The sequence below is a fragment of the Nonomuraea sp. NPDC049504 genome, from assembly GCF_040676845.1.
Taxonomy (GTDB): Bacteria; Actinomycetota; Actinomycetes; order Streptosporangiales; family Streptosporangiaceae; genus Nonomuraea; species Nonomuraea salmonea.
On record NZ_JBFAPT010000062.1, the window covers coordinates 1 to 10,596 of the forward strand.

The following is a 10,596-nucleotide window of genomic DNA, read 5'->3' on the forward strand; positions in this document are numbered from 1 at the left end:
AGGCGCAGGTGGAGGCCGAGTTCGAGGAACTGTCCGAGGAACCGGCGGCCGGTGGCTTCCCTGTGCCGCCGCTCGACCTGCCGCACTACCACGGGCCCGCTCACCACAGGTAGAGGCAGCGGTGCAGCTAATCGGCCGGGCCGCAGGGGCAGCCGGTCCGACCGCGCTTCAGGCGAGGAGTTCGTCGGCGGCGACGAGCAGGGTGAGCGCGGTGGGGTTGGGCGTGCCGCCGCCCGACAGGACGCGGGACGCGATGCGTTCCAGCATCGTACGGAGGTCGTCGCCGCGCGAGACGGCCGCGGCGGCGTGCGTGTGGCGCCAGCGCAGCAGCAGTTCCAGGCCGCAGGCGGCCTGCGTGGCGAGCAGGGACAGCAGGTCCACGTCGGCGAGTTCGCCGCGCAGGGCGTCCGAGCGGTCCAGCACCTCCAGGACGCCGATGCACTCCTCGTACCGGATCAGCGGGGCCGCCATGATGCTGCTCGGGACGTAGCCGGTGGCCTCAGCGGCGTAGCGGGCGAAGTACGCGACCTCCTCCACGTCGTCGGCGATCATCGGCTGGCCGCTCGCCGCCACCCAGCCCGCGATCCCCGTCCCCTGCGGGAAGCGCGTGCCCGGCAGGTGTCCCTCGCCCTTGCCCGAGACGGCGGTGAAGACGAGCTCGCCGGTGTCGCCGTCGACGAGGAAGATCGAGGCGGCGGCGGAGTCGAAGACGTGCCTGGCCACCTCGACCACGGACATCAGCAGCCGGCGCTCGGTGAGCTCGACGTCGCCGGGTGGCAGCGGATCACGTACGGCCATTGATGCCTCCAGGGTCTTCTGTGACGTTGTTCGCGGCCAGGAAGAGCACCGACTTGAGCTGGAACGGTGTCAGCCAGGGGTGTTTGCTCATGATGAGGGCGCAGACGCCGGTGATGTGGGGGGCGGCGAAGCTGTTGCCCGTGCTGCGGATCCGCCTGCCGCCCGGCCAGGCGACCGGGACCCGGACGCCCCGGGCGTGGAACTCGGCCGGCGGCGCCGGGTTGTAGTAGTACGTCAGGGGGTCGGTCTCGTCGTGGCTGGCCACCGAGATGACCGAGGAGAACGTCCACGGGTAGCTGACCACCGGCATGTTGTGCGCGGCGGCCACCAGCATGGTGCGCCGGAAGTACGCGCGGTCGGCCAGCTCCTGCAGCGGGCCCTGGAACTCCTGGCGGGTGGTCGACAGGCTCAGGTTGATCACGTCGAAGCCCTCGTCCACCGCCCAGCCCAGGCCCGCCAGCAGCGCCGCCCCGCTGCCCGACCGGCCGTCGGTCAGCACCCTGACGGAGGTGAGCTCGGCCGCGGGGGCGATCGAACGGATGATGCCCGCACAGGCCGTCCCGTGACCCGCCGGGTCGGTCGGCTCGCAGTCGACGACGGCGGCCGCCCCGGCTCGCGGTGGTCCCGTGCCGATGGTGGTGCGCGCGGTGGTCGCGGTCATCGCCGTGTCGGCGATCACCTCGTCCGTACGGGCCTCGCCCTGGACGACCACCAGGGATCGGGCCAGGTCGCCGACCAGGGGGTGGGTGCCGTCCACTCCTGTGTCGATCACGCAGACCCGGACGCCGGAACCGTCCGAGCCGCCCCAGGCCCACTCGCGGTCGATCTCCCCTTGGCGGCTCACCTCGAACGCCTCCACGCCCAGGCGGGAGGTGGCCTGACTCCACGCGGGCATGCCGGGGAAGGAGGTGGGACGGGCTCTGCGCCACGGTGGCGGGAGCGTCGGGCCCCGCCACGGTGGCGAGGGCGTCGGGCCGGATGCGGTCGTGCTCATGGGGCCGCCTCTCCGCGTCCGGTGCCGCGGTTCCTGGGCCAGGCGGCGCCTTTGGCCGCGTAGGCGCGCCGGGCTCGGTCGGTGGCCGCATCCGCCTCGGTCGGGTGGTTCGCCGTGCGGTAGGTGTCGGCGAGTTCGGTCAGTACGTCGCCGCGCAGGCACGGGTCGTCGGTGCGGCCGAGCCGTTCCGCCGCCTCGCCGGCCAGCGTGACGGCCCGGTCGTGGTCGCCTTCGAGCGAGGCCAGGCGGGCGCGCAGGGCCAGCGACATCAGCTCGCCGCGCGCCGGCAGCCGCACACCGGCGACCGGCACGTCGTCACGCGCCCGCGCGGCGTTCATGTCGTCCTTCGCACCCGCGGCCTCCACGCCGTCATGTGCGTGCGCGGCCTCCACGCGGGCCAGGGTCTGGGTGGCCTCGCTGTGGCGGCCCTGGCGTATCAGCTCGCGGGCCGCGTAGATGTCCAGGGTGGCGGCGGGGCCCGGGTGGCCGGCGGTGCGCAGGGCGGTGGCGGCCTGGCGGAAGCGGGTGGCGGCGGCGCGGGGGTGGGCGTCGAGGGATTCCACCAGGCCGCTCACCTGGGTGACGGCCGTGGCGGCGAGGTCGAGGTGGAGGTCGGTGGCGTGGCGGGCGGCGGTGGTGAGGACAGTGCGGGCCGCACGTATATGCCCCGCGAGGGCCAGCAGCCGGGCCTGGGTGATCAGTACCGGCACGAGCAGGGCCCGGTCGTCCGCGAACCTGGCGGAGAGCTCGGTGCACAGCGCCAGGCCCTCAGGGATCGGGGTGGGCGACCACTGGGCCAGCTCGCAGACGCCGCTGAGCAGGCGGTTCTCCTCGTAGCGGTCGCCGAGGGAGCAGGCTCGGTCCAGGCCCGCGCGCAGAGCCGCCTCCGCGGCTCCGAAGCGGCCCTCCCCCAGGTGGGTGAGTGCTTCCAGCTCGTGGAAGCGGCACCAGCTCAGGTCGTCGTCCGGCTCGGCGGTGAGCAGGTCGCGCAGCGGGTCCAGCGCGGGGTGGGCGAGGCCGAAGCGCAGGCTCAGCGTCTCGCGCTGGATCTCGCAGGTCAGGCCGGTACGCCGGTCGCCGGGCAGCATCCACTCGGCGGCTTCGACCGCCGCGTACGCCCGTTCGCCGTCGCCGCGTGCCAGGGCGGCGTCGCAGATCCGTACGGCGAGCCGCCGGTGCTCGGGGTCGCCCGGCGGCAGCAGCTCGCGTCCGCGCTCCAGCAGGGCGAGTGCGGCGGGCAGGTCCTTGCGGTGGGCGGCGTGGGTGCCCGCCCCGATGAGCGCGCGGGCGGCGCGTACGGTGAGCGCGGGCAGCAGCGGGTCGTCCGGCTGGACCTCACGCTTGAGCAGGCACGCCGTCTCCAGGTGGTGCGCGAGGTCCCCTTGCGACGGCTCGTCGAAGGAGCCGGCTGGTGGGTGGCGAGGCTCCCGGTCATCCGTGGAGGTGGGTGGCGGGGCTTGGGTGAGGTGGTCGGCGAGGGTCAGGTGCCAGGTGGCTCGCAGTTCCTTGCGGGTCATCGCGTACACGGTGTCCCTGGTCAGAGTTTGGGTGAACTGGTACGAGCCGGGCAGCTCCGCGCGGCGGATCATCCGCTGTCGCAGCAGGCTCCACAGTGCCTCGTCCACGTCGAAGGAGCCGGGGAGCAGCACCGTGAGGCGGTCGCGGGCGAAGACCTGGCCGATGGTCGCGGCACGTTCGAGCACGTCGCGCTCCCCGTCCCCCAGCCGGTCGAGCCGGGCCGCGATGAGCGCCTGGACGGTGGGCGGCAGCGGCGCGCCGGCACCCTCCTCGGCCAGGGTCTCCAGCATCAGCTCGGCGAAGAGCGGGTTTCCGTCGGCGCCCTCCGCCACCCGGTCGAGCAGGGGGTCGGCGCCGTGTGCGACCACCTCGCCAAGAGGCGGGGCGAGACAGGAGACCAGCGCGCGCATCTCGTCGGGGCCGAGGGGGCCGAGTTCCAGCGCGTACGCGCACGCCATCCCGCCGCCCCAGGTGGGCCGCAGGTCGAGCAGCTCGGGCCGGGCCACGCAGACGAGCAGCACGGGCACGTCGAGCAGCCGGGCCGCCAGTTGCTCGATGAGGTCGAGCAAGGTGGGCTCGGCCCAGTGCAGGTCCTCCCAGATCACCACCAGGGGCCGGCGCCGGGCCAGGGCCTCGAACAGGCCGCGTACGGCCCGCGCGATCTCCTCCACCCCGGAGGTGCCGTCGGTGGCGGCGAGGCCGCGCAGGGCCCGTACGCTCGCCGGCTCCAGCTCGGGCGCGACGAGCGGCCAGTCGCCGTTGAGCGCTTCGAGCATCTCGGCGATGGGCCGGTAGGTGATGCCGGCCCCGTACGACGGGCACCGTCCGACGAGCACCGACGTCTGCGCGGGCAGCCCTCGGGTGAAGTCGCGCACCAGCCGGGACTTGCCGATGCCGGGCAGCCCGAGCAGCGTGACCACGCAGCACCGGCGGTCGCGGGCGGCCCGCCCGTACGCCTGCCTGAGCTGCCGCGCCTCCTCCTCGCGGCCGATCAGCGGCGCCTGGTCGTCCTCGCGGGCGGCGCCCGGCGCGCCGAGCGAGAGCAGCCGCCAGGCCCGCACGGGAGCGCGCTTGCCCTTGAGCCGCAGCGGCGGCACCGGCTCCACCTGGGCGTAGGCGCGGACCATGCGGGCCACCTCGTCCCCCATGAGGATGTCGCCGGCGCCGGCCGCCGACTGCAGCCGGGCGGCGGTGTTGACGGTGTCGCCGGTGACGCGCAGGTCGGCGCCGGGCAGGTCGATCACCATGGCCTCCCCCGCCGCGATGCCGCAGTGCACCTCCAGCCGGATGCCGTGGGTGGGCGCGAGATCGTCGCTGAGCCGGCGGACCCGGGCGAGTGCGGCGTGCGCGGCGCGTACGGCACGCAGCGCGTCGTCCTCGCTGCTGGCCGGGACGCCGAACACGGCCATGACGGCGTCGCCGATGTACTTCTCGACCACGCCGCCGTGCTCGGCGATGCCCGCGGTGCAGGCGCGGTGGTAGCGGTCGAGTACGGTGCGCAGCAGCTCGGGGTCGAGCCGCTCGGCGAGCTCGGTCGAGCCGACCAGGTCGACGAACACGACGACCACGCGCCGGCGGGCCGGGCGGGCGGCCCTCGTGCTCATACGAGCTTGAGGTCCTGGCCCTCGACCTCGCCGGCCGCCGCGTCCAGCCGGGTCTTGATCGAGTTGAGCAGCTCGACCTCGGGCCTGCCCAGCTCGGCGAACACCTGCCGCTGCCGCTCGTTCAGCAGGTCGACGGGGTGTCCTGCGGCGCGCAGCGTGGCCAGCGCGTCGAAAGGCGTCTCGCTGTCCATCGGTCAACCTCCCGGGCAGGTGGGCACTGATCTGCACGCTATGTCCGGCCGGTTTCGCGCCGGTATGGCGGCGGCATGCCCGCGCCATAGCGGCCGCCACGGCTAACCGGGGCCATGGCCGGGCCATACCGGTACGCAACCGGGCTCTCCTAGCGTTCGAGGTCGGAGGCGCTCACGTCCGGGGCGCCCGCGGTCGATGCGAGCCGTCCGGAGACTTCCATGACTCTTGTTTCCGATGACCTGATCAATGATCGTGACCGGCAGCTGATCGTCATGCTCGCCACCGGGTACACGACGACGCGGATCGCGCGGGAGATGCGCCTGAGCAGGTACACCGTGGCCGAGCGGATCGGCAAGCTGCTCGACCGCTTCGCGTGCAGCAACCGCAGCCAGCTGGTGGCGTACTGCTACGCCCACGAGCTGCTGCACGTCGGCGTCTGGCCGCCCGCGTGCTCGTGAGCGGTTCTATGCCAGGTGCGCGGCGAGGAAGCGTTCGACGGCGGCGTAGTACGTCTCCCTGTTCTCCGGCCTGAGCAGCCCGTGGCCCTCGTTCTCGAACAGCAGGTACTCGTGCGGCACGCCGCCCGCGCGCAGCGCCGCGACGATCTGCTCGGCCTCCTGGCGGGGCACCCGTACGTCGTTCGCGCCCTGGACGATCAGCAGCGGGATCGTGATGTCGGCGGCCCTGGACAGCGGCGAGCGCTCCCACAGCAGGTCGCGCTCGGTCGCGGGGTCGCCCACATGGGCGTGCATGAAGGTGTCCACGGTCCGCCGATAGGCGGCGCCGCCCTCCAGCAGGGTCAGCAGGTTCGACGGGCCGCACAGGTCGATGGCGCAGGCGTACGCGCCGGGGGTGAAGGCCGCGCCGGCCAGGGCCGCGTATCCGCCGTACGAGCAACCCATGATCGCGACCCTGGCCGGGTCCACGGCGCCACGGGCGGCGAGGTACGAGACGGCGTCCAGCAGGTCCGTCTGCATCGCCGCGCCCCACTGCTTGGCGCCCAGGTTGTGGAAGTGTTTGCCGTAGCCCACCGAGCCGCGGAAGTTCACCTGGACGCAGGCGTAGCCGCGGTTGGCGAGCAGCTGGGCCTCCTCGTCGAAGCACCAGGAGTTACGCCACCAGGGGCCGCCGTGCACGTTCACCACGGCCGGCAGGTCGCGGCGTTCTGCGCCGGGCGGCCAGGTCACGTAGCCGTGCACCTCGACGCCGTCGCGGGCGTCGAACACGAAAGGCTCCATCTCGGCGAGCCGGTGGCGCTCCAGCTCGGGCTGGTGGGAGAAGAGGAAGCGCAGGCGGTCCTCGTGCCGGTCGTAGACGTAGTAGCGGACCGGGGCGTCGCAGGCGACCACGGTCACGACCCACGTGCGGTCGCCGCGCTCGGAGCGGTCGATGTCGAGCTCGCCGTGCACGCCGAGCTCGGCTAGCCGCTCGCTCAGCCGGGTGACGGCCCGCGCGTAGGCGTCGTCGAGGAACAGGCGCTCGTCGCGGTCGCGGCCGAACACCACGGCCTGCGGGCGGCGGTGGATCGGGTCCACCTCCAGGGCCTTGGCGTCATAGACCGGGTCGGCGGCGAGGAGGGTGCGCCGGCCGGTGGCGGCGTCCACGGCGTACAGGCGGGTGGCGTTCGCGCCGATGGACGAGAGCAGGTAGACGGTCCTGCCGTCGCGGGAGTAGCCGGCGACGCGGGTGCCCATGGCGTCCTCGCGCGGCACTTCCAGCCAGGGCGTGGGCTCGTGGGCTCCTGGGCTGGTCAGGTGGATGGTGAGGGTGCCGTCCTGGTTCATGGTGGTTCCGCCGCGGATGCGCAGTCGGGGGTCGATCTCCCAGCTCAGGTAGCCGGGATTGTCGGCGATCTTGGTGAGGTCGCCGGTGGCCAGGTCGAGGCGGTAGACGTCGTGCAGCTCGGGCCGGTCCTTGTTCAGGCCGATCAGCATCGTGCCAGGTCGTGAGCCGTTGTGCGCGAGCACGCGGGTCTGCACGCCCTCGAAGGGGGTGACGCAGCGCTCGGCGCCGGTGTCGAGATCGACGAGGTAGAGCCGCCAGCTCTCGTCGCCGTCCCGATCTTGCAGGTAGTAGAGGGTACGGTCGTCGTGGCAGAACCCGGCCGACCTGATCCCCCGCCCGCGATCCTTGGTGACCGGCCTGGCCTCGTCCGGCGCGTCGGCCGGGCCGGCCCAGACGTTGAGCACGCCGTCGTCGGGGGCGAGGAAGCGCAGCCTGGTGCCGTCCGGTGACAGCGCGGGGGCCAGGTAGGCGGGGTTGCCGAACAGCAGGCTGCGCGGGATCAGGCGGGTCATGGCGTGCTCTCCTGCTCGGCGATCAGGGTCTGGGCCCGGAAGATCCGGGTCGCGAGCTGGTGGCTGGTCAGCGCGGCCCGGCTCAGCGGGGTGCGCCGCGGGGAGCCGTCCTGGCCGACGGCCATCCGCCACGACGGGTCCGCCACCTCGGCCACGGCGGCCTGGAGCTCAGGGGTGCGGCAGGGTTTGACGCCGCCGTGCCCGGCCAGCTCGCGGTCCAGGCGGAGCGCGGTGAGCGCGGCGATCGACAGGCCGTGGGAGTGGACCGGGTTGACCGCGACGACCGCGTCGCCGATCGCGAGCACCCCTTCCGGCAGGGGCGCGCGTTCGAAGAAGCGCCGCCTGTTGCTCGTGTCGCGGTACGGGCGGATGCGGCCGAGCGGCGTGGCCGCGGCCATCAGCTCCCCGATGAGGGGGCTGCGCAGGCCGTGCGCGAACGCGGTGAAGCCGGGCTCCTTCACGGGCGGGTCGCCGGTCAGGGTGACGACCCAGCGGCCGTCCTCGATGGGGAACAGCGTGGCCCCCCGCGCGGGGCCGTCCGGGTGCGGGTGGATCATGATCGCCGGTGTGGCGGCGGCGCGTCCCGCGGGCGCCCGGTAGAGGCGGGTCGCGTACGCCAGCTCCGAGGCGACCACCGTCTCCTCGATCAGCGGCACGCCGAGCCCGGCCAGCCAGCTCGGGGCCTTCGATCGGCGGCCCGTCGCGTCCACGACGAGATCGGCCTCCACGGTCCGCGGCGGGCCGCCCGCGCGGCCGACGGTCACGCCGGTGACGCGGCCGGCGTCGCCGATCAGGCCCAGCGCGACGGTGTCCGGCCACACGGTGACGCCGCGCAGGGCCCTCCGGCGTACGACGTGGTCAAGCAGGACGCGGGTGCACGAGATCAGGTACGCGCCGGTGTCGTGCCGGGCGAACCAGCCGTCCGCGCTGAGGATCAGCACGTCGCCGGTCAGGCCGCGGCGGTGCGCGCCATGGGCGTACAGGGCCTTGAGCGTGCCGGGCAGCAGCTCCTCCAGCGCCCGCGCGCCGCCGGTGACCAGCACGTGGCTGTGGTGCGCCTGCGGCAGCCCGCGCCGGGGCAGCGGCGCTGACGGGTAGCGGTCGCCCTCGACGAGCAGCACGTCGTCCGCGTGCCGGGCCAGCACCGCGGCGGCCAGCACGCCCGCGAAGCCGCCGCCGAGGACCACCGCGCGGGTCACGCCGGGCTCTCCTCGAACAGGCCCTGGTCCACCATCGTGCCGATGAAGGCGTGCACGTCCGCCACGATGCGCTTGATCAGGGCCGGGTCGGTGCCGGCGAACTCGCGGGACAGGGCCGAGGCGACCGGCTGGGCCCCGCCGCCGCCAGCGACGGCGAGCCAGATCTTGGAGCCGGTCTCGTTCAGGGTGCGGAAGTCCCCGGTCTCGGTGTGGTAGAGCGAGATGCCCTCGCCCGTCTCCTGCCACACCACGGCGTCACTGATGCGGAGCGACACGCGCCACCTCCTGCTGTCTTGTCATCGGACGGGGGTTATCGGGAGCAGCTCGCCGACCCGGGCCCGCGCGGGCGGCTCGGGCGTGGGCAGCGAGACGGGGACGAACGTCTTCCAGTCCTCGTACACCGCGTGCACCTCGCCGGTGGCGACCAGGCGCGGCGTGGTCATCTCGGTGTCGTGCGCGGCGATCTCGCGGGGATCGACGCCGGCCTCCTGCCACATCTGGGTGACGACGCCGTGCCGCAGGATGCGGCACAGGTGGCGGCTGTTCCTGCGGGCGTCGCCCGACTCGGCCATGTGCGCGGCGCGGCAGCCGCCGCCGCAGGTGGCCTTGATGTAGCAGCGCTCGCAGTCGTCGTGGTACTCGCCGCCGAAGACGGTGCTCGTTCGCATGCCGCGCAGCACCGGCGTGGCGAAGATGTCCTCCAGCGACTGCCGCCTGACGTTGCCGGCGAAGTGCTCGCGGCCGGTGACCAGCTTGCACGGGTAGACGTCGCCCAGCGAGTTGATGTAGATCTCGCTGCCGCCCATGCCGCAGTTGCCCTTGATCGAGCAGGGCGAGATGGGCTTGGGGCCGAGCGGGCGCAGCTTCCCCGCGACCGGCACGGTCCACACGAGCTGCTGGACGCGCAGGTGGTCGGCCCAGCCGAAGTCGTACTCGTCGGTGATCCCGCGGCCCAGGTTGTTGTGGTACATCAGCCGGATCGAGTTGACCTGGAGCCCTTCCATGAAGGTCGCGAAGTCCTCCAGGTGGTGCACGTTCTCCGAGGTGACGATGTGGTTGATGCTCGGCGCCACGCCGGCGTCGTTGAGCAGCTCCAGTGCCCGGTACGTCTTGGCGAACGCTCCCGCGCCCCTGGTGCGGTCGTGGGTCTCGGCGGTGGCGCCGTCCATGCTGACCGTGACGTTGCCGAACAACTCGGCGAACCTGGCGGCCTGCGCCGGTGTCCTGATCATCGTGGCGTTGGTGATGATGTTGCACCTCAGGCCGAGCTCGTTGGCGTGCTCCACGATCGGGAACAGATCCTTGCGCAGCATCGGCTCGCCGCCGGTGAACACCATGAGCCCGGCGCCGAAGCCGGCGATGCGCGAGACCAGGTCGAGGGATTCGGCGGTGTCGAGCTCGCCCGGCAGGCATTTCTCCGAAGAGGCGTAGCAATAGGGGCAGCGCAGGTTGCAGCCGTCGGTGATGGCGTAATAGACCGTCTGCAACGCGGGCTCGGTCAGCTTGATCTTCGGACGGTTGCCGTTGTGATAGACGACCCAGCTCAAAATGAGCTTGGCGAGCGTGCGCTCGGTCTCCCTGGTGGGTTCCAGCGCTTCGCCGGTCCTGGCCAGGGCCTGTAATACGGCGAATTCCCGCTCGTCGAGCACGCATCGGCCGCCGGCGTGCGGATTGACCACCAGATATTCTCCGTCGCGCGCGAAATACGTCAGCCCGTCCGGCACCTCGAACAGGGCGCGGTTCGCTGTCAGCTTCCCGGGCATGTCCACTCCTTGTGTCGCGTCGGCTGTGTCGCGTCGGCTGTGTCGCGTCGGCTGTGTCGCGTCGGCTGTGTCGCGTCGGCTCGCAGGTGCGGCCGCCCGCACCTGCGAGCTCGCCTGCCGGCTACTGGGCGTTCTGTCCCGACCCGGACCAGAGGCCGCAGGCGCAGAGCATGCCCGGCTCGAAGTTCTGCTGCGTCGCCTCGGGGGTGGTCCAGCCGCCGATGGAGTGCG

Annotated in this window: 9 protein-coding genes; 1 reads left to right on the forward strand and 8 read right to left on the reverse strand. The window is 73.0% G+C overall.

The window, feature by feature from the left end; translation table 11 throughout:
* Nucleotides 1-168: 168 nt before the first annotated feature.
* From AB0K28_RS50890 to AB0K28_RS50905, 4 genes are all read right to left on the reverse strand, one after another.
* Nucleotides 169-798, reverse strand: coding sequence for a GAF domain-containing protein (locus AB0K28_RS50890; RefSeq protein ID WP_364385684.1), 630 nt, complete (start codon nucleotides 796-798; stop codon nucleotides 169-171).
* Nucleotides 785-1,693 carry a S8 family serine peptidase gene (locus AB0K28_RS50895; protein WP_364385687.1) on the reverse strand — a complete coding sequence of 303 codons (909 nt, stop codon included), beginning with the start codon at nucleotides 1,691-1,693 and terminating at the stop codon, nucleotides 785-787. Before AB0K28_RS50895 ends, AB0K28_RS50890 begins: the two co-directional genes overlap by 14 nt.
* Nucleotides 1,694-1,788: 95 nt before the next feature.
* Nucleotides 1,789-4,914: an AAA family ATPase gene (locus AB0K28_RS50900; RefSeq protein WP_364385690.1), complete on the reverse strand. Its 3,126-nt coding sequence runs from the start codon at nucleotides 4,912-4,914 to the stop codon at nucleotides 1,789-1,791.
* Nucleotides 4,911-5,105 (reverse strand): aroma-sacti cluster domain-containing protein, encoded by a 195-nt coding sequence (locus tag AB0K28_RS50905; RefSeq protein ID WP_345409092.1) that lies wholly within the window; start codon nucleotides 5,103-5,105, stop codon nucleotides 4,911-4,913. The genes AB0K28_RS50900 and AB0K28_RS50905 overlap by 4 nt, the downstream gene beginning before the upstream one ends.
* A 219-nt stretch (nucleotides 5,106-5,324) precedes the next feature.
* Between AB0K28_RS50905 and AB0K28_RS50910 the strand changes: the two genes are divergently transcribed.
* Nucleotides 5,325-5,564, forward strand: a complete 240-nt coding sequence (locus tag AB0K28_RS50910) for a LuxR C-terminal-related transcriptional regulator (RefSeq protein ID WP_345409094.1) — start codon at nucleotides 5,325-5,327, stop codon at nucleotides 5,562-5,564.
* A 6-nt stretch (nucleotides 5,565-5,570) separates the two neighbouring features.
* On the opposite strand, the gene AB0K28_RS50915 is transcribed toward AB0K28_RS50910, so the two are convergent.
* From AB0K28_RS50915 to stsB, 4 genes are read right to left on the reverse strand one after another with little or no spacing between them, the layout of a single operon-like run.
* The gene (locus AB0K28_RS50915; protein ID WP_364385694.1) at nucleotides 5,571-7,403 is read right to left on the reverse strand and encodes a S9 family peptidase; all 1,833 of its coding nucleotides are present in this window, start codon (nucleotides 7,401-7,403) and stop codon (nucleotides 5,571-5,573) included.
* On the reverse strand, nucleotides 7,400-8,602 hold the full coding sequence (locus AB0K28_RS50920; protein ID WP_364385697.1) for an FAD-dependent monooxygenase: 1,203 nt from the start codon (nucleotides 8,600-8,602) through the stop codon (nucleotides 7,400-7,402). The genes AB0K28_RS50915 and AB0K28_RS50920 overlap by 4 nt, the downstream gene beginning before the upstream one ends.
* On the reverse strand, nucleotides 8,599-8,877 hold the full coding sequence (locus AB0K28_RS50925) for a PqqD family protein (protein ID WP_364385700.1): 279 nt from the start codon (nucleotides 8,875-8,877) through the stop codon (nucleotides 8,599-8,601). Before AB0K28_RS50925 ends, AB0K28_RS50920 begins: the two co-directional genes overlap by 4 nt.
* Before the next feature lie 21 nt (nucleotides 8,878-8,898).
* Complete coding sequence (gene stsB / locus AB0K28_RS50930) at nucleotides 8,899-10,365, reverse strand: StsB family radical SAM/SPASM domain sactipeptide maturase (protein WP_364385703.1); 1,467 nt, start codon at nucleotides 10,363-10,365, stop codon at nucleotides 8,899-8,901.
* Between the last annotated feature and the right edge of the window lie 231 nt (nucleotides 10,366-10,596).

Excerpts from the sequence above, each read along its gene's own strand:
- AB0K28_RS50910 (WP_345409094.1), top strand. The coding sequence starts at position 5,325 with ATGACTCTTGTTTCCGATGACCTGATCAATGATCGTGACCGGCAGCTG.
- AB0K28_RS50905 (WP_345409092.1), bottom strand. The coding sequence starts at position 5,105 with ATGGACAGCGAGACGCCTTTCGACGCGCTGGCCACGCTGCGCGCCGCA.
- stsB (WP_364385703.1), bottom strand. The coding sequence starts at position 10,365 with ATGCCCGGGAAGCTGACAGCGAACCGCGCCCTGTTCGAGGTGCCGGAC.
- AB0K28_RS50915 (WP_364385694.1), bottom strand. The coding sequence starts at position 7,403 with ATGACCCGCCTGATCCCGCGCAGCCTGCTGTTCGGCAACCCCGCCTAC.
- AB0K28_RS50895 (WP_364385687.1), bottom strand. The coding sequence starts at position 1,693 with ATGCCCGCGTGGAGTCAGGCCACCTCCCGCCTGGGCGTGGAGGCGTTC.
- AB0K28_RS50900 (WP_364385690.1), bottom strand. The coding sequence starts at position 4,914 with ATGAGCACGAGGGCCGCCCGCCCGGCCCGCCGGCGCGTGGTCGTCGTG.
- AB0K28_RS50890 (WP_364385684.1), bottom strand. The coding sequence starts at position 798 with ATGGCCGTACGTGATCCGCTGCCACCCGGCGACGTCGAGCTCACCGAG.